The 20,635-nt window shown below is 60.6% G+C and carries 17 protein-coding genes; 10 read left to right on the top strand and 7 right to left on the bottom strand.

The features are described from left to right. The first annotated feature begins 122 nt into the window (after positions 1 to 122). Both KRR23_RS24065 and KRR23_RS24060 read left to right on the top strand, forming a co-directional pair. Complete coding sequence (locus KRR23_RS24065; RefSeq protein ID WP_216744538.1) at positions 123 to 1,682, top strand: tyrosinase family protein; 1,560 nt, start codon at positions 123 to 125, stop codon at positions 1,680 to 1,682. Positions 1,683 to 1,684: 2 nt separating this feature from the next. Then, entirely contained in the window at positions 1,685 to 2,419 is a 735-nt protein-coding gene (locus KRR23_RS24060; RefSeq protein WP_216744537.1) for a DUF2182 domain-containing protein, read from the top strand. A gap of 122 nt (positions 2,420 to 2,541) precedes the next feature. On the opposite strand, the gene KRR23_RS24055 is transcribed toward KRR23_RS24060, so the two are convergent. From KRR23_RS24055 to KRR23_RS24035, 5 genes are all read right to left on the bottom strand, one after another. After that, complete coding sequence (locus KRR23_RS24055; protein ID WP_216744536.1) at positions 2,542 to 3,423, bottom strand: DUF4434 family protein; 882 nt, start codon at positions 3,421 to 3,423, stop codon at positions 2,542 to 2,544. Beyond that, complete coding sequence (locus tag KRR23_RS24050) at positions 3,423 to 6,590, bottom strand: phage receptor (protein ID WP_216744535.1); 3,168 nt, start codon at positions 6,588 to 6,590, stop codon at positions 3,423 to 3,425. Before KRR23_RS24050 ends, KRR23_RS24055 begins: the two co-directional genes overlap by 1 nt. Beyond that, the gene (gene nrfB, locus KRR23_RS24045; RefSeq protein ID WP_216744534.1) at positions 6,587 to 8,761 is read right to left on the bottom strand and encodes a cyclic di-3',5'-guanylate-activated glycosyltransferase NrfB; all 2,175 of its coding nucleotides are present in this window, start codon (positions 8,759 to 8,761) and stop codon (positions 6,587 to 6,589) included. The genes KRR23_RS24050 and nrfB overlap by 4 nt, the downstream gene beginning before the upstream one ends. Beyond that, complete coding sequence (gene wecB, locus KRR23_RS24040) at positions 8,758 to 9,909, bottom strand: non-hydrolyzing UDP-N-acetylglucosamine 2-epimerase (protein WP_216744533.1); 1,152 nt, start codon at positions 9,907 to 9,909, stop codon at positions 8,758 to 8,760. Before wecB ends, nrfB begins: the two co-directional genes overlap by 4 nt. Positions 9,910 to 10,026: 117 nt before the next feature. Further along, positions 10,027 to 10,479 carry a co-chaperone YbbN gene (locus KRR23_RS24035; protein ID WP_216744532.1) on the bottom strand — a complete coding sequence of 151 codons (453 nt, stop codon included), beginning with the start codon at positions 10,477 to 10,479 and terminating at the stop codon, positions 10,027 to 10,029. Positions 10,480 to 10,838: 359 nt separating this feature from the next. Between KRR23_RS24035 and KRR23_RS24030 the strand changes: the two genes are divergently transcribed. The 8 genes from KRR23_RS24030 to KRR23_RS23995 all read left to right on the top strand — a co-directional run bounded on the left by KRR23_RS24030 (position 10,839) and on the right by KRR23_RS23995 (position 17,524). Next, the gene (locus KRR23_RS24030) at positions 10,839 to 11,687 is read left to right on the top strand and encodes a transporter substrate-binding domain-containing protein (RefSeq protein ID WP_216744531.1); all 849 of its coding nucleotides are present in this window, start codon (positions 10,839 to 10,841) and stop codon (positions 11,685 to 11,687) included. A gap of 52 nt (positions 11,688 to 11,739) precedes the next feature. Next, on the top strand, positions 11,740 to 12,402 hold the full coding sequence (locus KRR23_RS24025) for an amino acid ABC transporter permease (protein ID WP_123583847.1): 663 nt from the start codon (positions 11,740 to 11,742) through the stop codon (positions 12,400 to 12,402). Between the two features lie 10 nt (positions 12,403 to 12,412). After that, entirely contained in the window at positions 12,413 to 13,075 is a 663-nt protein-coding gene (locus KRR23_RS24020; RefSeq protein WP_216744530.1) for an amino acid ABC transporter permease, read from the top strand. Further along, on the top strand, positions 13,072 to 13,875 hold the full coding sequence (locus KRR23_RS24015) for an amino acid ABC transporter ATP-binding protein (protein ID WP_216744529.1): 804 nt from the start codon (positions 13,072 to 13,074) through the stop codon (positions 13,873 to 13,875). Before KRR23_RS24020 ends, KRR23_RS24015 begins: the two co-directional genes overlap by 4 nt. 29 nt (positions 13,876 to 13,904) lie before the next feature. Beyond that, the gene (locus KRR23_RS24010) at positions 13,905 to 14,291 is read left to right on the top strand and encodes a RidA family protein (protein ID WP_216744528.1); all 387 of its coding nucleotides are present in this window, start codon (positions 13,905 to 13,907) and stop codon (positions 14,289 to 14,291) included. Between the two features lie 131 nt (positions 14,292 to 14,422). Further along, on the top strand, positions 14,423 to 15,187 hold the full coding sequence (locus tag KRR23_RS24005) for an IclR family transcriptional regulator (RefSeq protein WP_216744527.1): 765 nt from the start codon (positions 14,423 to 14,425) through the stop codon (positions 15,185 to 15,187). Between the two features lie 37 nt (positions 15,188 to 15,224). Continuing rightward, a complete protein-coding gene (locus KRR23_RS24000) occupies positions 15,225 to 16,442 on the top strand; it encodes an amino acid deaminase (RefSeq protein WP_216744526.1) in 1,218 nt (405 codons plus the stop codon). A gap of 146 nt (positions 16,443 to 16,588) precedes the next feature. Then, entirely contained in the window at positions 16,589 to 17,524 is a 936-nt protein-coding gene (locus KRR23_RS23995; protein WP_216744525.1) for a sugar kinase, read from the top strand. A 167-nt stretch (positions 17,525 to 17,691) separates the two neighbouring features. On the opposite strand, the gene KRR23_RS23990 is transcribed toward KRR23_RS23995, so the two are convergent. Then, a complete protein-coding gene (locus KRR23_RS23990; protein ID WP_019690952.1) occupies positions 17,692 to 17,967 on the bottom strand; it encodes a peptidylprolyl isomerase in 276 nt (91 codons plus the stop codon). A 55-nt stretch (positions 17,968 to 18,022) separates the two neighbouring features. Continuing rightward, complete coding sequence (locus KRR23_RS23985; RefSeq protein WP_216744524.1) at positions 18,023 to 20,560, bottom strand: PAS domain-containing sensor histidine kinase; 2,538 nt, start codon at positions 20,558 to 20,560, stop codon at positions 18,023 to 18,025. Positions 20,561 to 20,635 lie beyond the last annotated feature (75 nt).

The raw sequence follows: 20,635 nt of genomic DNA, 5'->3' as shown, positions 1-20,635 counted from the left end.
TTCGTGTGGCCTTGAACGTCATGCCGCCGGTCTGCTTTCACTGGGGCTGTGCGGCACCTGATCTACCGTTGCCTGTTGAGGAGTGCGCTCCTCATTCACGCGGTTTTTCAGGGAGAACTACCATGGCACATGTACGGCGTGATGTATGGAAGCTGGGTTCTGGCTGGAGCGATACCTTGTTGTGGTATGCGCGTGGCGTCGGAGTCCTTCAACAACGACCGATCACTGACCGCACCAGTTGGCGGTTTCTGGCGGCCATTCACGGTATCGATATTCCCCTTTGGCAAAGCGCCGGTTATCTGCGACGGGGTGAGCAGCTACCGTCCCAGGCAGATCAGGACAGCTATTGGAATCAGTGTCAGCACCAGACCTGGTACTTTTTGCCGTGGCACCGCGGCTATCTTGCTTCATTCGAACAGATCGTCCGCAAGGCTATCGTCAGCCTCGGAGGGCCAAGTGATTGGGCCCTGCCGTACTGGAATTACAACGAGAACCAGCAGACGCTGAACCTCCCGGCCTGCTTCGCCGCGACTGCCTTGCCCAACGGTGAGCAGAATCCCTTGTTTGTGGCTCGCCGGTTTGGCCCGACCGGCAACGGGGTGGTGGTGCTCAACGAGCAGCGGATCAATCTGCGCCCGGCCCTCACCGATCATGAGTTCGCCGGCGGTTCCGGTGGTGGCTCTCCAGGCTTCGGTGGCCCGGTGACGGTGTTCGAGCACTATGGCCAGGTCAGCGGTCGGCTCGAGTCGCAACCGCACAACTACGTGCACGTCGCCGTGGGCGGCCAGCAACAGGGCAGCCGGGTGCCGGGGTTGATGATCGATCCGGATACCGCCGCCCTGGACCCGATATTCTGGCTGCATCACGCCAACATCGACCGGCTCTGGGACGTGTGGCGGCAACGCGACCGGCAGAACCGCAACCCGGTCAACAGTGCGTGGCTCAATGGCCCGCCGACCCCGGGTCGTGGCTTCGTGGTACCGACGGTCAGCGGCCAGCCGTGGCCGTTCAAGGTGTCTGACATGCTCGATACCCGGGCACCGAAGCTGGATTATAGTTATGAAGATACATCCGACCCGCTGCAGGGTACCCGGGCATTTCAACAACGCTTGGAAACCTTGCGCGCAAGCCCCGAGCCTCTTGGTGCTGCAGCCGTGAAGGAAAAGTCCATGAGCGCCCAATCACCCGCCGAACTGCTCGGCGCCAATGACAAAGCCATCGCCTTGACCGGCGCTACAGTCGAGACGCCTTTGCAACTCGACCAGAGCACCTCGGGCAAGCTGATGGGCAACCTGAAATCCCGGGCCTTTGCCCCCACGGTTGTGGAGCATTCCCTGGACCGGGTGTACCTCAACCTGGAAAACATTCGCGGAAACAATGACGCGGCGACATTCGACGTGTTCATCAGCTTGCCGGTCGAGGGACAGTTGTCGGCGCTGCCTGACCAGTACGTCGGGTCGATCTCGCTGTTCGGCGTGCGCAAGGCCAGCAGTCCGGACGGCCAGCATGGCGGCAAGGGCGTGAGCCATGTGCTGGAGATCACTGATGTCTTCGACAAGCTCAGTGCCAGCGGCCACCCGGTTCTGGCGAAATTGAAAGTGCGCTTTGTGCCGGTGACCGATGTTCAGGCCGAGGACAACATCACGGTCGGTCGCGTGAGTGTCTACCGGCAAGGCGACTGAAGATGGGGCCATACCTCATCCAGGTCGTTACCCGAGGCTTCCTGCCATGGCTGATCCTGATCAGCCTGGCAGGTTGGGGGCTGCTCCTCGGTTCGGTGCAGATGCTGTCTATCCCGGCATTCTGCGGAGCCTTCGTGCCTCTTGCTTATGCCGCGAGCTGGCAGGGGATTGAACAGGCGTTGCTGTTCAATCCTCCCCGCCAGTTGGTGGTTTCATGGCTATTGATGTTGCTGGCGATGACCCCCTTGCTGCTGGTCCATCCGCTGACTTATGTGTGGCAACGCAGTTTGTTGAGGAAGCGCTGGCAGGCGGTGGTGTTGTTTGTGCTGGGTTTCGCCAGCGTCTGGACGCTCGCCGGTCTGCTGCTCATGACCTCGGTAGTCGCAGCGCGGGTGATGTTTGGGGTTTCGCAGGCGATGGCGTTTGTCGTTACTTTGGCCGTGTGCCTGGTGTGGCAGGCCTCGCCGCTAAAACAACGGTACCTGAACCGCTGTCATAACCAGCCAAGGATTTCGGCGTTCGGCTGGGGGTTTATCAAGGATTGTCTGGCCTATGGTGTGGTCAGCGCAGGCTGGTGCGTCGGGTCGTGCTGGGCCCTGATGTTGTTGCCGATGCTGGCAGAGCAGGGGCATGTGCCGCTGATGCTGTTGAGCATGGGCTGGATGCTGTGGGAGCGCTTTAAAAGTCCTCGCCCCGTTCGTTGGCACTGGCCGTTCTCACTTCATCTGAATCGTTGACCCCCCGTAGGAGCTGCGTATGCCATCCGGCTATTTGCTCATCGCTGTCCGGTACTGGCGTGTGCGTTTGGCGATGTACAGCTGGTCGAGGATCAACGCCCAGAGCGCCAACATGCTGAGCCTCAATGGTTTTGTACATCGCCTGGCTGGTTTTTATGTTGATTGTCCAGAATCACCCGTCCCCACGGACGGTAGCGCAAGTCGAATACGGCTGTCGGATGGCAGCCATTCGAGGTGGTGTCCGGGGTGGCCGGCTCGGCACGGAACGGCTGGCCCTCGGCGCTGACCTGGCGGAACGCTTCACGCACGATACCGACCGAGCAGGGCAGTGCACTGGCGTAACTGTTGCGCACCACCGACGGCAGGCGTCCTGTGCCGGCGCCGTCCTGCCACCAGACCTGAATCCCGCTGCCGGCCAACTTCCCCAGCCAGTCTGCATTGACCTGCGGCGCCAGTTTGCCGGCACTGAACGCGCTGATGTGCAGCGGCGCGTCGAGTTGGCGGGCGAAGTCCTGGAGTTGCCGTTGCAAATGCTCGCGTCTGTCGGCGGCTGTGAAGTGCGCGTCGTCCAGTTCCAGCGGCAAGTACCAGCCGCTGACGGGCAGTTTCCAGTCCTTGCGCAGTTTTCGCTGCCGGGCCAGTGACTGTCCAAGTTGCGCTTGCCAGTAGGACGCCAGCCCGGCGCTGTCGAGCTGGTCGATACGCTGGTAATACGCCGGGTCCATGGACAGCCCGAGCACCAGTTTCAGCCCCTGCGCCTGGGCCTCGCGCAGACTGTTGGCGAGCCAGCCGTTGGCTTCGCCAAAGACCGAATCACCGTACGCCGTCCATTGCACGATGATCGTGGTCGCGCCCTGTTTGGCGCTGGCTTGCCAGACCTGTCGCCATTGCGCCTGACTCAGGTTGGCGTCGACATTCAACGGTTGAAAGAAAATCCGCTCATCAGCGCGGACCTGCTGACTGCCAAGCAACAGCAGGCAGAGAAGAAGCATCAATCTGTTCATCAGAAATTCAACTCCACGCCCAGCAATACGCCATTGCCACCTTCATACAAATTGCCGCCCAGCGATTGCTGATACTCGGTGCGCACGGTCAGGTGTGCGCGGTAGGCGTTGTAGATGTCGTCGTCGAACCACCATTGCCATCGCACGCCGAGACCGGTGCGCAGGTCCTGGCGCCAGTCGTTGTTCGGGTCCTGACTGGCAAACTCGAGGAAGCCATACGGCATGATGGTTTGCGCGCTGTTGAACGGTAGCTTCCAGGCGTGCCCTTGCTGGAAACGCGACAGCCATTGATGGTCGCCGGCCTTGGTCCACCACGCTGCGTCGAGGTAAAGAAAACGTTCCTCCCAGTCGCTTTCATCGACTCGCCAGTCATTGCGAAACCGGCCTTGATCGAGGAACGAAGCGGTGGCGCGCAGCAAGTAGTCGGTGTTGGTGTGGCCGTCTTTGCGGTGGTCGTTGAGCTGGTCCCAAAGCTGATTCGGGTTGAGAAACTCACCCAGACTCAGGCCTTGCTTGTCCTGATCGTCGAAGGTGTTCTGTTGGTAGACCTCGGCGTAGAAGTTGATGTTCGCCGTGCCCCAGGGTTTGTAGCGTAGGCCCAGGCCAGTGCCGACGGATTCTGCGTAACTGGAGCGGCCAGTGCCGCCCAGCAATGCCCGGCCATACACCGACAGTGTGCTACCGGCGCGGCTGGGTTCATCGCCCAAGGCATGGTCCCACATCGCCACCTGCACATTTTGCGAGGCGGCGTGGCGAGCAGTGCCTTGGGTGTTGTCGGGGCGCAGGATGTCGTTGGTCGAAACCCCGGCCGGCGACCAGGTGCTGGCGAGGGTCAGGCTGTCACGTCTGGCCAGGGTTTCGTGGGCGCGACGTTGGCGATAACGGCGAGCCTGGAGGCTGCCGCTGTCGTCGTCAGCGGCCACCGGGTTTTGTTCAAGGTCGATGACCCGGCGCAGTTCCTTGCGCGCCGAGGCGCTGTCTGCGACTTCGTCGTAGCGCCAGGCCAGGGTTTCGCCGAGGCTATAGTCCTCGGGGAAATGCTGGGTGGCGGTTTGCAGGTAGGGGATCGCGCTGGCGCGCTCTTGGCGGGTTTCGGCCCCGGCCAGGCGCATGCCGTAGTCGGCGCTGTAGCGTGGGTTTTTCGGGTCGCGGCGTACCGCTTCGGCCAGCCATACCGTGCTTTGCGGCAAATCGCCGGCCTTTTGCGCGGCCACCGAGGCGGCATAAAAGTGCCCGGCGTCAGGCGATTGCTGCAACGCCTGACGCTGACGCTCAAGGGCCAGTGCGTTATTGCCCCGGGCTTGGGCGATGGCCGCGCCGAGGGCCCATTCGTTGCTGCCGCGAGTGTGGCTTTGTTGCCAATAGCGTTCAGCGGTGTCGGTGTCGCCGACGTTCAATGCGCTGCGGCTGGCAGTGAGGCGGGCGTTCTCGGTGAGCTGGCTGTCCGGCACGCTGCGCCAGATACGCAAGGCGCCGGCGGAGTCACCAGCGGCTTCCAGGGCGTAGGCCAGCGGTAAGCGACTGCCGCGATCACCGAGTTTTTCCGCGTTCTGGTAATAGACCACCGCTTCGCCTGGCCGGTCTGGCATGGCACAGCGACCCAGGGCGCGGAATTCGCCGGGATCGGCAGGTTGCGCGCCGATCGCCTGACGTACCGCGTCACACTGGCCGTTCTCTGCCAGTTGCCCGAGCATTTGGCCGCGCGTTGCGGCGTCGACCCGATTCAACAGCAAGGCCATGCGTTTTTGCTGAGTAGGGGTTGTCGTCGACGACGAGCCATAGAGCCCGGCCAGGCGCTGCAACATGGCTGCCGGCAAGCGCCCGCCATGGCGGTCGAAGGCGTCTTCCAGCAATTGCTGCGCATGCTCACGCTGGTCGTTGTTGAGCGCCAGGTAGGTGGCTTGATTGAGTGAATCGAGGTTACCAGTCTGTTGGTAATGCCGTTCCCACAGCGGGGCCGCTTCACCGTTACGGCCCAGCGCCTGAAGCAGTTCGGCACGGCGCTTCACCACGTCGGGGGTTTGCGGTTGGCTAGCGAGCCAGGCCATGACTTTGTCGCTGTGTCCCTGTGCCTGCCAGACATCAAGCAAACGTTCGCGGCGTTCGCTGTCCCAGGGTTCGGGCAGGCGCTGGTTTTGCAGCAGTTCGGTGGCTTGCAGGCGTTGTGCGAGGACCAGCCAGGTCTGCGGATCATCGCTGGGCGAGCAGCCACGCAACTGGGCGAGTGCGGCTTGCGGGGCGCGACGCGACAGCCATTCTGCGGTTTCCAGGCACGGGCGTTGCAACTCGCTGCTCAGGCTTTGCACGGCCTGTGTGTCGCCGGTTTGCCGCGCCAGTTCCCACAGTCGTTGGCGCTGGGCCGGATCGGCAAGGTCGCCGGCCGGCAATGATTGCATCCAGCGTTGAGCCTGTTGGATATGGCCCATGGCAACCGCCCGATCGACCATCGCCAGCCGCACCTTGCGTGCCGCTTCCGGGGTCGGCGCCTGTTGCAACAGATCCTGCAAAGGCTTTTCTTCGAGGCGTTGCACATAGGCGTTGGCCAGTCGTTGCCAACCTTCGGCGTCGAGTTGTTTACTCGCCGCCAATGGCGCGAGTTGCTCAATGGTGCCGTTCCAGTCGCGCAGTTGCTCGGACCAGTTGGCGCGGGCCAGGCGCAGAATGTTGTCGTCGCCCTTTGGCGACAATTGTGCCAGCCAGTCGTGGGCTTTGAGTGCGCCACCAAACTTGGCCAGACTCAAGCTGTAGGCCTGCCACAGGCGTACGCGCTGGTTGAGGGGGCTGGTGGCCAGCCATTTTTCGACCTGTTCGGAGGTGGGTGGGTCCTGTTCGATCCAGGTCAGTCGCAGGTTGAGCAGGGCCTCGCTGTTGTCCGGATTGTCCGGCAATGCTTGCACGGCTTCGTTGTAGCGCCGTTGCTTGGCCAGGGCCTCGACCAGCAATGCCCGGGCCTCGTCGTTTTTCGGGACTATGGTCAGCAAGTGGTGCATCAGTCGTTCGACTTCAGCCCAATTGCCTTTTTTCGCTTCGCGGTAGCTGCGGTCCATGTACGGGAAACTGCGGAACTGCTCGAAATCGCTGAGCGGCGCCGCGTCTACCCAACTGGCAGCGCTCGCGCAAAGCAACAGGCTAGCGAGCACCAGTTGATGACAAATACCCGGCCTCATGCGACCTCCCGGGCGATGCGGAAAGCTGCTTGTTGTTCCGCAGATTGTTCGGCCAGCGCCTGTTGCAGTATCTCTGGGGTGATCATGCCGCGTTCGATCAGGTGATCGCCCAGCGACATGCGCTCGGCGTCGAAGTCGATCAGCGCCTGATTGAACAGTGTTGTCGGGACCATGCCACGCACTTGCAGCAGGTTGCCGAGCAATACCTGGTGATGGCCCACGCGCTCCAGCAGGGCTTCATCATCCTGATGACGCTCAAGCACTTGCAGCATGTGACGGACATCCTCGTTTTGCAGCGCGCTGGGGTACCAGTAGCGGATACCCAGCGTGACTCGGCCCTGCGGTGCCAGGCGGCAGCGAACCGAGCGTTTCAATTGACGGCTGATGGCCCCCAGCGAAACCTGACTGACCGGACCTTCGGAGGCCAGCACCAAGGTTGTGCCTTCTTCGGCAACCGGCAATACGCCGTAGTGGGTGGCAACTTTGCGTGGTACGCGGTCGATCAGCTGTTTGTCGAGCTTGAACGGATTGAGTGGCGCCCACTCCAGGTCCAGTTGCTCGGCCAGGGTTTCGACCAGTTGGGTGCTGTTGATGTGCTCGCGCAGCAGCAGTTCATGACCGAGGCGACGACGCACCGGGTTGGTGATCGCGGCTTCCAGTTGCTCTTCGGTCAGCAGGCCTTTTTCTACCAGTCGATGGCCCAGCGGTGTGCGCTGGGCTTTGGCCAGGGCCGGGAACTCATGGGTGGTCTTGTCCCAGGCCACGCGGCGCGAATCGCCCATTTCCATAACCTGACGCAAGGCGCGCAGGTTGGCGAAAAAATTCACGAAGTTGCTCCACATCATCCGTGGCGCCGACAGCAGGCCCTGACCCAGACCGTAGAAACGGGTAACAAACCAGGCGCGCTGGAACAGACGGTTGAGCAGCATCAGGCCGTTCAGCCAGAGCAGCGCTGAAAGCAGGATGCTGTCCGAGAGAATCGAGGGGAAGCGCCAGGCGTCCGGTGAAATCAGGGTGATCAGCCACATTGCCAGCAGCACCAGAAACAGCAGATTGACCATAAAACTCAGCAGATAGGCGATGAGTCCTCGACGGTCGCGCCAGAGGAAATAGTTCAGCAAACCTTGGGGGCTCCAGCCCAGGTTCTTGGTGCCCTGGAACACGATGCCGACAATCCAGCGCGACTTCTGCCGGATCGCGTGTTGCAGATTTCGCGGAAAGTGTTCGCGTACGCAAATGACCTGGGAGAACACCCGGTTCATACCCACGATCCACTTCTGTTCCAACGCCAGTTTCGGGTCGGTGACCGAGTAGCGGGCGAAGATGCACTTCATGCCTTTTTGCTTGAGGCGGAAACCGATGTCGTAGTCTTCGGTCAGGCTCTGCACGTCGAAGGCGATGCCATCGCCGTCTTCCAGCAGAGCGCTGATCGCCTTGCGACTGAAGCAGGTGCCGACGCCGGCGCTCGGCACCTGGCCGGTCAGCGCTTCGCGCACGATCACGTCCTTGCCGTGGTTCTCGGCGAACTCATCGACATAGTGCCCGGCGGTGAAGCCGTGCCACTCCGGCGCGTAAGGGTAGACCGGAATCTGGATCAGGTCCTTGCTCGGCAGCAGGTAGTTGAAGAGGCGCAACTCCATCGGCGAAATCACGTCTTCGGCGTCGTGCAGGATGAACCCGGCGAATTCGATTTTCGCTTCGCTTTCAAAGCGCAAAATCGTGTCGATGATGCTGTTCAGGCAGTCGGCCTTGCTGGTCGGGCCGGGTCGGGCGCAGACCACTTTGTGTACGTTGGGATAGTACCGGCACACCGCATCGACGTCGGCCTGGGTCTCGGCGTCGTTGGGGTAGGTGCCGACGAAGATCTGGTAGTTCTCATAGTCGAGGGTCGAGGCCGCGAGCCGGGCCATTTCACCGACCACGCCGACTTCGTTCCATGCCGGAACCATAATCGCCAAGGGCTTCTCGGGGATCTCATAGAGTCGCTGTTCATCGGCACGCTTGAATTTCTCGTAGATCCGCCAACGCCGGATCAGCTTGCGACTCCAGTAGATCAGGTCGATGAACAGGTCATCCAGACCCAGCACAAACATCAACAAGGCCAGGGTGATCGCAAGGTATTTCAGGCCAAACAGTACGTATGCAAAGAAATCGACAAACGCCAGGCTCATAACGTGCTACTCGCCGAGTGCGCGCTCAACCAGGTGCATAGACGTTTGGCGATACGTTCACTGGCGTGCCCATCACCATAAGGGCTGTGGATGCGGCTCATGCGTTTGTAGGTGGCCTCGTCATCGAGTAGCTGGCTGGCTTCCTTGACGATCTTCGCGGTGTCGGTACCCACCAGCAACACGGTGCCACCTTCGAGCACCGATGGTCGCTCGGTTACTTCGCGCAGCACCAGCAACGGTTTACCAATGGCGGGGGCTTCCTCCTGGATGCCACCGGAGTCGGTCAGGATGAAGTGTGCACGGTCCATCAGCCAGACGAAATGCTGATAGTTCTGAGGCGCGATCAGATAGATGTTCGGTTTGTCCGAAAGCATGTCATACACGGCGCTTTGCACCCGCGGGTTCAGATGCACCGGGTAGACGAACTGGACATCGGGATAGCGCAGGGCCAGCTCAGCCAGGGCCTGGCAGATATTGCGGAAGCCTTCGCCGAAGTTTTCCCGACGGTGGCCGGTGATCAGCACTATGCGCCGGTTGTCGTCGAGCATTGCCAGCGGAGAGCCGGCGGCGGGGTGCCAGTGGATTTCCTGCTGATGGGTACGCATCCACAACAGTGCATCGATCACTGTGTTACCGGTGATCTCGATGCTTTCCAGCGGCACACCTTCGCGCAGCAGGTTGTCCTGGGCGTAACGGGTCGGTGAAAAGTGCAGGTCGGCAATCACCCCGGTCAGACGTCGGTTGGCTTCTTCCGGCCATGGTGCGCGCAGGTTGCCGGTGCGCAGACCGGCCTCGACGTGGCCGATCGGCAAATGACGATAAAAGGCGGCGAGGGCGGCGATGAAGCTGGTGGTGGTATCGCCGTGTACCAGCACGATGTCCGGATGCAGGCGTTCGTAGCTTTTATCCAGGTTGATCAGCAGTTGCTGAGACAGGCCGTTGAGGGACTGGCTCTGAGTCATCACTTGCAAGTTTTCATCGACCGTCAACTCGAACGAGTCGAGCACCTGTTTGAGCATCTCCAGGTGCTGGCCGGTGGAGCAGATGTTCAGCTCGATACCGGGCCACTGACGCAGAACCCGGGCCAACGGGGCCATCTTGATGGCCTCCGGCCGAGTACCGAAAACCATCATGACTTTGAACGACATTGCCCCCTCCCGAACCGATACGTCACTCGAACCTCACGGTTTGGGCGAACGCTTTTCAATCGGTCCATTAAAGGAAAGCAGTGGAACGGGGGGTTGTCCAATACGCCGCTGAGCTTCTCAGCGACTTTTGCGGATGACGGCGGCTCGACGATCGACCAATCGATGTGCCCGTGGGACGGTACGCAAGGTACCAAGGGTATGCTGCAACCATGACAGATCGTGGCGAGGTTCGCGCACGACAAATTTGCGTCGCGCCTTGCCGATGAGGCTGGCAAAGACATCGTTCAAGGCCTCTACATTTTCAAAGCCTTTGAGTTTCTTCAGCAGTTTCCCGTTGCGATAGAACAACACGGTGGGGGTACCCCTGACCTCGGGGTGAGGGGGGCACTCGGTGGTATTCAACATGTAACAATCGGCGCGATCTTTATACGCCTCGGCCGTCTCCCGAAATATCGGCCCGGCAAACTCACAGGCGTAGCAGTGCGGATTACTGAAATACAGGACGACTGGGCGGTAGGTCCTCAATGCCCGGAGGTATTGCGGTGCGAGAGAATGGGTTGTCGGGCTCATTGAAGTCTTCCTTGTTCAGCCGCAAGACGAAGAGAAGGTGCGTAATAACGCTAATTCCGTATGCAGGGCGCGTCTACTGTCAGAGTTGACAGGTACAGAGCGTTGACTCGCCTCGTTTGGAAGCGGACGCGCCCTCAAATGTGGCCCCACTACCCGCGCCTGTAGCCAACGGTAGCGCCTGTGCGCTGCGGCGTTTGGTAACGCCTGTTTCGTGCATTCGTGCATCCCGTTGATTCAATTCATATTTCAATTGCGCAGGGATTTCCCTTCCCGGCTATGGCACACTTTCTGCTGTCTATTCCGTTGTTACATACCACGTTCCGGTATAGCGGAATAAACATCATCCTGGAGTGCCCGTCATGCAGCGTCGACTTTCCTTGTTTACAGCGTGTGTTTTTCTCTTTGCGGCCACAGCCTCTGTCGTGGGCATTGCCCAGGCGGCGGACAGCAAGCTCGACAACGTGTTGAAGCGCGGGCATTTGATCGTGGGCACGGGCAGCACCAACGCGCCGTGGCACTTCCAGGGCGCGGACGGCAAATTGCAGGGCTTTGATATCGACATCGGGCGGATGGTCGCCAAGGGCTTGTTCAATGACCCGAGCAAGGTCGAGTTCGTGGTGCAGTCGTCGGATGCACGGATTCCCAATTTGCTGACCGACAAGGTCGACATGAGTTGCCAGTTCATTACCGTCACCGCCAGCCGTGCGCAGCAAGTGGCGTTCACCCTGCCGTACTACCGCGAAGGCGTTGGCCTGCTGTTGCCGGCCAACAGCAAGTACAAGGAAATCGAAGACCTGAAAGCGGCCGGCGACAGCGTCACCGTGGCGGTGCTGCAAAACGTCTATGCCGAAGAACTGGTGCACCAGGCGCTGCCCAAGGCCAAGGTTGACCAATACGACAGCGTCGACCTGATGTACCAGGCAGTCAACTCTGGCCGTGCCGACACGGCTGCCACCGACCAGTCTTCGGTCAAATACCTGATGGTGCAGAACCCTGGCCGCTATCGCAGCCCGACCTACGCCTGGAGCCCGCAAACCTACGCCTGCGCGGTTAAACGCGGCGATCAGGACTGGCTGAATTTCGTCAATACCGTCTTGCATGAAGCCATGACCGGCGTTGAGTTCCCGACTTACGCGGCATCCTTCAAACAGTGGTTCGGTGTCGATCTGCCGTCCCCGGCAATTGGCTTCCCTGTCGAATTCAAATGATCCAGTGAGAGTGGGGCGCCCCCGATGCGCCCCGCTCAAGGTACTGCTGACCATGAACTATCAGTTGAACTTTGCCGCCGTCTGGCGCGATTTCGACACCTTGCTGGCGGGGCTCGGCCTGGGTCTTGAACTGGCGTTGGTGTCGATCGCCATCGGTTGCGTGATCGGCCTGCTGATGGCGTTTGCTTTGCTCTCAAAGCACCGCACATTGCGGGTGCTGGCATCGGTGTACGTGACGGTGATCCGTAACACGCCGATTCTGGTGTTGATTCTGTTGATCTACTTTGCGCTACCGAGCCTGGGTATTCGGCTGGACAAACTCCCGTCGTTCATCATCACCCTGTCGTTGTATGCCGGGGCGTACCTGACCGAAGTGTTCCGCGGCGGGTTGTTGAGCATCCCTAAAGGCCTGCGTGAAGCCGGGCTGGCGATTGGTCTGGGGGAGTGGCAGGTGAAGGCCTACGTCACCGTGCCGGTGATGTTGCGCAACGTGTTGCCAGCGCTCTCGAACAACTTCATTTCGCTGTTCAAGGACACCTCGCTGGCGGCGGCGATTGCCGTGCCGGAGCTGACCTATTATGCGCGCAAGATCAACGTCGAAAGCTACCGGGTGATTGAAACCTGGCTGGTGACGACAGCGCTCTATGTTGCGGCCTGTTATCTCATCGCGATGCTGCTGCGTTACCTCGAGCAGCGTCTGGCGATTCGCCGTTAGGAGCGCACCCATGTACGAGTCCCCAAGTTGGTTGCATGAGTTATGGGTCGCCCGCGACACCCTGTGGTCGGGCTTTTTGACCAGTGTGCAGTGCTCTGTCCTGGCGATCATGCTGGGCACCCTGATCGGCATCGTTGCCGGGCTGGTGCTGACCTACGGCACGATATGGATGCGTGCACCGTTTCGTTTTTACGTTGATCTGATCCGTGGCACACCGGTATTTGTGCTGGTGCTGGCCTGCTTCTACATGGCGCCCGCGCTGGGTTGGCAGATCGATGCGTTCCAGGCCGGAGTGCTGGGGCTGACGCTGTTCTGCGGTTCGCACGTTGCCGAGATCGTTCGCGGCGCGTTGCAAGCGCTGCCACGTGGGCAGATGGAAGCGAGCAAGGCCATCGGCCTGACGTTTTATCAGGCCCTCGCTTACGTGCTGCTGCCTCAGGCGCTGCGGCAGATTTTGCCGACCTGGGTCAACTCATCGACCGAAATCGTCAAGGCTTCGACCTTGCTCTCGGTGATCGGTGTGGCCGAGTTGCTGCTGAGTACCCAGCAGATCATTGCGCGGACCTTCATGACCCTGGAGTTTTACCTGTTTGCCGGTTTTCTCTTTTTCATCATCAACTACGCCATCGAATTACTCGGCCGGCATATTGAAAAGCGGGTGGCCTTGCCATGACTCAAGCTCAAGCTCAAGTTTCGACAAAGAACGCTAGCCAGGCCCTGCTGGAGATTCGCGGTCTGCATAAGCAATACGGCCCGCTTGAAGTGCTCAAGGGCGTCGACCTGACCATGCAGCGTGGCAACGTGGTCACGCTGATCGGCTCCAGCGGCTCGGGCAAGACCACGCTGCTGCGCTGCGTGAACATGCTCGAAGAGTTCCAGGGCGGGCGGATCCTGCTCGATGGCGAGTCCATCGGTTACCACGAGGTCAATGGCAAACGCGTGCGCCACTCGGAAAAAGTCATTGCCCAACATCGGGCGATGACCGGCATGGCGTTCCAGCAGTTCAACCTGTTTCCCCATCTCACGGCGTTGCAGAACGTCACCCTTGGCCTGCTCAAAGTCAAAAAGCTGCACAAGGATGAAGCGGTGGTGCTGGCGGAAAAATGGCTGGAGCGTGTCGGCCTGCTGGAACGTCGCGACCACTATCCGGGTCAGTTGTCGGGTGGTCAGCAACAGCGCGTGGCGATTGCCCGGGCGATTGCGATGAACCCGAGCCTGATGCTGTTCGACGAGGTGACGTCGGCTCTCGACCCGGAACTGGTCGGCGAAGTATTGAACGTGATCAAGGGCCTGGCCGAGGATGGCATGACCATGCTGCTGGTGACCCACGAGATGCGTTTTGCCTTTGAAGTCTCGGACAAGATCGTTTTCATGAATCAGGGGCGAATCGAAGAGCAGGGGCCACCCAAGGAACTGTTCGAACGCCCGCAATCTCCGCGTTTGGCGGAGTTTCTCAAGAACACGCGTTTTTAATATTCAATATCGAATCAGGAGAAACACCCATGAGCATTACTCGTTACGGCACTGGTAGCACCGCCGGTGGCGGCCAGCCCCGTCCTTTCGCCCGCGCGGTCGAAGCGGATGGCTGGTTGCATGTGTCCGGCCAGGTGCCGGCGGTGGACGGCGAAATCATTGTCGGCGGGATCGTCGAGCAGACTCACCAGACCATGCGCAACCTGATCGCGATCCTCGAAGAGGCCGGCTATGGCCTGGAAGACGTGGTGCGCACGGGCGTATGGCTGGAAGATCCGCGGGATTTCTGGAGCTTCAACAAAGTCTTCTCCGAATACTTCAGCCCCGAACACGCACCGGCCCGGGCTTGTGTGCAGGCGAACATGATGGTCGACTGCAAGGTCGAGATTGATTGTGTGGCGTACAAGAAGAAGTGATGACTGATCGTTCCCACGCTCTGCGTGGGAACGTATCCAGTGACGCTCCGCGTCACATCAAGAAGCGGACGCAGAGCGTCCAGTGAGGCATTCCCACGCAGAGCGTGGGAACGATCAGGGAACCCACCGACATGACCGAAGACACCATCAAGCGCCGGGCCCGCGGTCTGGACCGGGCGTTCGATATTCTCGATTTCCTCAAGGAAATTGGCCAGCCGCTACGGCCGAACGATATCGCCAGCGGTATCGGCAGTCCGAAATCCACGGTTTACGAACTGGTCGCGTCCCTGCTTGAGCGACGGATTCTCGAACCGGTGGGCAAGGAAGGTCACGTCTATCTTGGCCGGCAACTGTACTTTCTGGGGCAAGCGCATCTGCGTCATTTCGACCTGAGCCGCGAGGCCGATCATGCCTTGCAGGAAATCGTCAGCCAGACCCGCGAAACCGCGCAGATGTGCCTGCTCAACGGGCGCAAGTACACGGTGGCGTTGATGAAGGAGGGCGAGCGGCATTTCCGCATTTCCTCGGACATCGGCGAGAACGCGCCGATCCCGTGGACCGCTTCCGGGCGCTTGTTGCTGGCGCACTTGAGTGACCAGCAAATCGTCGACCTGATCGATGAAGATGACTTCATCCTGCCTGGCGGCGAACGCCTGCCGCTGGAGCGTTTTCTGGCGGAAATCCGTCAGGCTGGTATCGACGGATTCTTCTCCTTCGACAGCGTCGCCGACACCTTTACCCATTGCTTTGCCGCCCCGGTGAAAGACCCGAGTGGCGTCGCCATTGCGACCCTGTGCATCGTCGCCCCAAGGGCCGATGCCAAGAACAATTACAACGACTATCGCCGGGTGCTGATCGAAAGTGCGAACAACCTGGCCCGTCGCATCAACGAATAACAGTGGCCGTTCGCGGCCGCGTGTGAGGAGTTAGAACATGCCTTCTGCCTTGAACATCGCCGCCGTGGAAAAGGGCGCCGGCCAACCCGGCGCCAATCTGGTGCGTGACGTCAGCCTGCCGGCGCTGGTGCTGCACCGCGAAGCGCTGGAACACAACATTCGCTGGATGCAGGCGTTCGTCAGCCACAGCGGTGCCGAGCTGGCGCCGCACGGCAAAACCAGCATGACCCCGTCGCTGTTTCGCCGGCAACTGGAGGCGGGCGCCTGGGGCATTACCCTGGCCACTGCGGTGCAGACCCGCGCGGCCTACGCTCATGGCGTGCGCCGGGTGTTGATGGCCAATCAATTGGTGGGTGCACCGAACATGGCGCTGATCGCCGAGTTGCTGGCGGATCCGGCATTCGACTTTTACTGCATGGTCGATCACCCGGACAACGTCGCCGACCTCGGGGCGTTTTTTGCCGCGCGCGGTCTGCGCTTGAACGTGATGATCGAGTACGGCGTGGTCGGCGGTCGTTGCGGTTGCCGCAGCGAAGCCGAAGTGCTGGCACTGGCCGAAGCGATCAAGGCGCAGCCGGGGTTGGCGTTGACCGGTATTGAAGGCTACGAAGGGGTGATTCACGGCGACCAGGCGGTCAGCGGAATCCGCGAATTTGCTGCGTCCCTGGTGCGCCTCGCGGTGCAGTTGCAAGACAGCGGCGCTTTCGCCATCGCCAAGCCGATTATCACCGCGTCGGGTTCGGCCTGGTACGACCTGATCGCCGAGTCCTTTGAAGCCCAGAACGCCGCCGGACGCTTTCTCAGTGTGCTGCGTCCCGGCAGTTATGTGGCTCACGACCATGGCATCTACAAAGAAGCGCAATGCTGCGTGCTCGATCGTCGTAGTGACTTGCACGAAGGCCTGCGCCCGGCGCTGGAAGTCTGGGCCCATGTGCAGTCGTTACCTGAGCCGGGTTTTGCGGTGATCGCCCTGGGCAAGCGCGATGTGGCGTATGACGCGGGGCTGCCGGTGCCGTTGCTGCGTTACCAGGCGGGTGTGCTGCCAGCAATCGGTGATGACGTCGGTGCCTGCAAAGTGACGGCGGTGATGGATCAGCATGCGTTCATGACGGTCGCGCCCGGGGTTCTGTTGCGCGTGGGCGACATCATCTCGTTCGGTACGTCTCACCCGTGCCTGACCTTTGATAAGTGGCGCACCGGTTGCCTGGTGGATGAGCAGTTGAACGTCATCGAAAGCATGGAAACCTGTTTCTAGGTCCTCCACGCTCTCGTTCCCACGCTCTGCGTGGGAACGAGCCGCCACGGACGCTCCGCGTCCATTCGTGAGGTGACGCAGAGCGTCACAGGATGCATTCCCACGCAGAGCGTGGGAACGATCGACACACCAGAGAACCCACTAACATGAACACCCTCAGCAATCTCGGCCCCGACACCCCGCGCATCGCTCTGATCGGTGAGTGCATGATCGAGTTGCAGCAGCGCGCCGACGGCAGTCTGCAACAGAGTTTTGGCGGCGATACCCTGAACACCGCGGTCTACCTGTCTCGTGAATTGGGCGATGGGGCCACGGTGGATTACGTCACCGCATTGGGCGATGACAGTTTCAGCGACGCCATGTGCCAGAGCTGGTCTGAAGAAGGCATCGGCCTGGACATGGTCCAGCGGCTACCGGGGCGTTTGCCCGGTTTGTACTGCATCCAGACCGATGCGTCGGGTGAACGGCGTTTCCTCTATTGGCGCAATGAAGCCGCCGTGCGCGATTGTTTCACCACGCCGGCGGCGGCACCGATTCTTGCGGCGCTACCGGATTACGATGTGCTGTATTTCAGTGGCATCACCCTGGCGGTACTGGGCGAAGCAGGGCGTAAAAAACTCACCGAGACACTGATCGAAGCCCGTCAGCGGGATGCGCGGATTGTCTTTGACAACAACTATCGGCCGCGTTTGTGGAGCTCGGTAGAGCAGGCACGGGCGGCGTACCGCGAAGTCTTGCCCTATGTCGATCTGGCACTGCTGACCGTAGACGATGAACAGGCGTTGTTCGGCTTTTCCGATGAGGCGGCGGTGTTCGCGGCCTACGAGCAGATTGGCATACCGGAAGTGGTGCTCAAGCGCGGCGCCGAGCCGTGTCTGATTCGCTGTGACGATGAGTCGTTCGAGGTCCCGGCGCTGCGCGTCGAACAGGTGGTGGACACCACGGCGGCGGGGGATTCGTTCAGCGCGGCGTATCTGGCCAGTCGGCTCCGTGGCGCAAGCCCGGCAGAAGCCGCAGAGGCCGGGCATCGGTTGGCGAGCCGGGTGATTCAGGTGCCGGGGGCACTGATCCCCAAAGATTGAAATACAGTTTTGTGGCGAGGGAGCTTGCTCCCGCTGGACGGCGAAGCCGTCCTAAAACCAGCAATCGCGTTTCAACAGACAAAACACAAAATCCTGTTTACGGCTGCTTCGCCCGAGCGCGGACCGGCCGGCGGGAGCAAGCTCCCTCGCCACAAGATACTGAGTTCTCAATCGCGGTAAAACACCTGCACCAGGTGATAACCAAACTTGCTTTTGATCGGCCCATGCACGACACGCAGCGGTTTCTTGAAGATCACCGCGTCGATGGCGCCGACCATCTGCCCGGGCCGAACTTCGCCCAGGTCACCCCCGCGTTTGCCGGATGGGCAGGTGGAATATTTCTTGGCCAGCACATCAAAGGCTTCGCCCTTGGCGATGCGTTGTTTGAGCTGTTCGGCTTCTTCGGCCGTTTTCACCAGAATATGGCGGGCTTGAGCTTTCATGGGGCAGTTACCTTGGAGCGGTGGTGGTGGCGGCGGGGCGCGATTATGCCTCAAATCATCCGGTACGGCGGATCATGTGGCGAATCTTGCCGGCCAGTTGTTCAAGGGTGAAGGGCTTGGCCAGCAGGTCCATGCCCTCGTCGAGAAAACCCTGACGTTCGGCGGCTTTTTCCGCGTAACCGGTCATGAACAGCACGTTGAGCCCAGGCCGATGCTGACGGGCGATTTCCGCCAGTTGCCGGCCATTCATGCCGGGCAGGCCGACATCGGTCACCAGCAGATCGATGCGCAGATCCGACTCCAGCAACGGCAGGGCGTTTTTTGCATCTTGCGCCTCATGAGCGATGTAGCCTAGTTCGTTCAGCACATTGAGCACCAGCATACGCACCGCAGGGTCGTCTTCGACCAGCACCACCGACTCACCCGCCGTCGCATAGGGGCTGCCCCGGCTGACTGCCGCCAGCGAGGTGTGCTGAGGCGCGTTGTGCAGGCGCGGCAAATACAGGCGCACCGACGTGCCTTGTCCCGGCTCACTGCTGAGGGTCACATGGCCGCCGGATTGCTGGGCGAAGCCATAAATCATCGACAACCCCAGCCCGGTGCCTTGGCCGATAGGTTTGGTGGTGAAGAACGGATCGAAGGCCTTGGCCAATACGCGCGGGGTCATGCCGGTACCGTTGTCGCGAACGCCGAGCATCACATAGTCACCGGCCTTGACCGGCTCAAGGGTGCTGATGTCGTTGCCATCGAGGTAGCTATTTGCGGTTTCAATCACCAGCTCGCCGCCTTCAGGCATCGCATCGCGGGCGTTGATCACCAGGTTGAGCAGGGCGTTTTCCAGTTGGTTGGCATCGGTGTTGACCGGCCAGACTTCCGGTGCCAGCTGGAACTTCAGTTCGATATGCTCACCCTTGGTGCGGCGCAACAGCTCTTCGAGCGAACGCACCAGCGTGTTGGGCTCAAGCGGTCGACGGTCCAGCGATTGCCGACGGGAGAACGCCAGCAGCCGGTGAGTCAGAGCTGCTGCCCGATTGGCTGACGACACGGCCGCATCGGCAAAGCGGCCGATCTCATCGCTGCGCCCATCGGCAATGTAGCGCTGCATCAGGTCCAGGCTGCCAATAATCCCGGTCAGCATGTTGTTGAAGTCGTGGGCGATACCGCCAGTGAGTTGGCCGACGGCTTCCATTTTTTGTGCATGGCGCAACGCATCCTCGGCGCGTTCACGCTCGAACATTTCGTTTTGCAGGCGATGGTTGGCTTCAGCCAGTGCCTTGGTGCGTGTGTCGACCCGTTCTTCCAGCGTCTCGTTGAGGTTGCGCAAGGCTTCCTCGGTCTGTTTACGCTCGGTTTCGTCGATCACGAAAATGTAGAAGCCATTGACCGCGCCGTCAGAACCAAAGCGTGGCAGGTACTTCATCAGTGCATAACGCGGTCGGCCGTCGCGGTGCGGTGAATAGGCCTCGAAACTGCAGGCTTTGCCCGCCAGCGCGGCGCTGATGTGTTCGACGCGGGTGGCATAGAGTTCGTCGCCGAGAATTTCGCGAATGGTTTTGCCGTACAGCTCCTGCGGGGTCATGCCGTACCAGTCCAGGTACGCGCTGTTGTTCAGGCGAAAGCGTTGTTCATGATCGACATAACCGATCAGCACCGGCATGGCGTTGATGATCAGTTGCAGCTCGGTCTGGCTTTGCCGTAACGCTTGTTCGGTGTGCTTGCGCTCGGTCAGGTCCAGAGCGGCACCGAGAAAACGCAGGGGGCGACCGTGGTGATCCTTGTAGCAACGGCCTCGGGCAAAGACCCAGCGCACTTCGCCGCTGGCTTGCAGCAGCCGGTATTCCTCGGCGTATTCGCTGCCATGGCTGATGCAGTGCTTGATGCTGCGGGCGACCATGCCCCGGTCTTCCGGGTGCACGCCGTTGAGGTATTCGGTGATGGGCAGTTGGCTCGCCAGAGCCGGGTCAACACTGTGCAACTGGGCGAAGTGGGCATCGGCAATAAAGCGATCTTCGCTGATATCCCAGTCCCAGGTGCCTACCGCGTCGGTGGCGGCGAGGGCCAGTTGCAGGCGCTCTTCGGTTTCGTGCTGGGCCTTGAGGCTGGCCTCCGAGCGTTGTTTGAGCTCCAGGGCGATGCGTCGGCGCTCATTGGTTTCGATGGCAGTGACCAGGATCCCGGACACCTGCCCACGTTCGTCACGAATCGGGCTGTAGGTCAGGTCCAGCCAGAAATCCGATTCACCGCCATCGCGTTGCAGGCTGAAACGCTGCTCGCTGTAGGAACGCACTTGGCCTTGTAGGACAGCGCTATAAATGGGGTCGGTGAAGTCTTTAAGTTCTGGCCATGTCTGGTGCGTGGGTTGTCCGAAAGCCTGCGGATGCTTGTTGCCGGCCAACAACGCAAAGCCGTCGTTGTAGATCTGTGACAGCTCCGGCCCCCATAACAACAGCATGGGCATGGGCGAGTGAATCACGATGTCCACGGCGGTGCGCAGGCTCTGCGGCCAGTGGCTGGCAGAGCCCAGCGGGCTTTGTGTCCAGTCGATTCGGGCAATCAAGGTCTGGGCGTCGCCGCCGGTAGGGGATCCGTTCATCAGGGGTTCCTGCATCATGTCAGTGCAACGCATCAACTATTCTTCGGAGGAGTAGACGCTCGGACGCGTGAAAAG

It is taken from the genome of Pseudomonas sp. CVAP#3, from assembly GCF_018986375.1.
GTDB lineage: Bacteria > Pseudomonadota > Gammaproteobacteria > Pseudomonadales > Pseudomonadaceae > Aquipseudomonas > Aquipseudomonas helvetica.
This window is presented reverse-complemented; position numbering and strand designations above follow the sequence as displayed.

Excerpts from the sequence above, each read along its gene's own strand:
- KRR23_RS24065 (WP_216744538.1), top strand. The coding sequence starts at position 123 with ATGGCACATGTACGGCGTGATGTATGGAAGCTGGGTTCTGGCTGGAGC.
- KRR23_RS24060 (WP_216744537.1), top strand. The coding sequence starts at position 1,685 with ATGGGGCCATACCTCATCCAGGTCGTTACCCGAGGCTTCCTGCCATGG.
- KRR23_RS24055 (WP_216744536.1), bottom strand. The coding sequence starts at position 3,423 with ATGAACAGATTGATGCTTCTTCTCTGCCTGCTGTTGCTTGGCAGTCAG.
- KRR23_RS24050 (WP_216744535.1), bottom strand. The coding sequence starts at position 6,590 with ATGAGGCCGGGTATTTGTCATCAACTGGTGCTCGCTAGCCTGTTGCTT.
- nrfB (WP_216744534.1), bottom strand. The coding sequence starts at position 8,761 with ATGAGCCTGGCGTTTGTCGATTTCTTTGCATACGTACTGTTTGGCCTG.
- wecB (WP_216744533.1), bottom strand. The coding sequence starts at position 9,909 with ATGTCGTTCAAAGTCATGATGGTTTTCGGTACTCGGCCGGAGGCCATC.
- KRR23_RS24035 (WP_216744532.1), bottom strand. The coding sequence starts at position 10,479 with ATGAGCCCGACAACCCATTCTCTCGCACCGCAATACCTCCGGGCATTG.
- KRR23_RS24030 (WP_216744531.1), top strand. The coding sequence starts at position 10,839 with ATGCAGCGTCGACTTTCCTTGTTTACAGCGTGTGTTTTTCTCTTTGCG.
- KRR23_RS24025 (WP_123583847.1), top strand. The coding sequence starts at position 11,740 with ATGAACTATCAGTTGAACTTTGCCGCCGTCTGGCGCGATTTCGACACC.
- KRR23_RS24020 (WP_216744530.1), top strand. The coding sequence starts at position 12,413 with ATGTACGAGTCCCCAAGTTGGTTGCATGAGTTATGGGTCGCCCGCGAC.
- KRR23_RS24015 (WP_216744529.1), top strand. The coding sequence starts at position 13,072 with ATGACTCAAGCTCAAGCTCAAGTTTCGACAAAGAACGCTAGCCAGGCC.
- KRR23_RS24010 (WP_216744528.1), top strand. The coding sequence starts at position 13,905 with ATGAGCATTACTCGTTACGGCACTGGTAGCACCGCCGGTGGCGGCCAG.
- KRR23_RS24005 (WP_216744527.1), top strand. The coding sequence starts at position 14,423 with ATGACCGAAGACACCATCAAGCGCCGGGCCCGCGGTCTGGACCGGGCG.
- KRR23_RS24000 (WP_216744526.1), top strand. The coding sequence starts at position 15,225 with ATGCCTTCTGCCTTGAACATCGCCGCCGTGGAAAAGGGCGCCGGCCAA.
- KRR23_RS23995 (WP_216744525.1), top strand. The coding sequence starts at position 16,589 with ATGAACACCCTCAGCAATCTCGGCCCCGACACCCCGCGCATCGCTCTG.
- KRR23_RS23990 (WP_019690952.1), bottom strand. The coding sequence starts at position 17,967 with ATGAAAGCTCAAGCCCGCCATATTCTGGTGAAAACGGCCGAAGAAGCC.
- KRR23_RS23985 (WP_216744524.1), bottom strand. The coding sequence starts at position 20,560 with ATGAACGGATCCCCTACCGGCGGCGACGCCCAGACCTTGATTGCCCGA.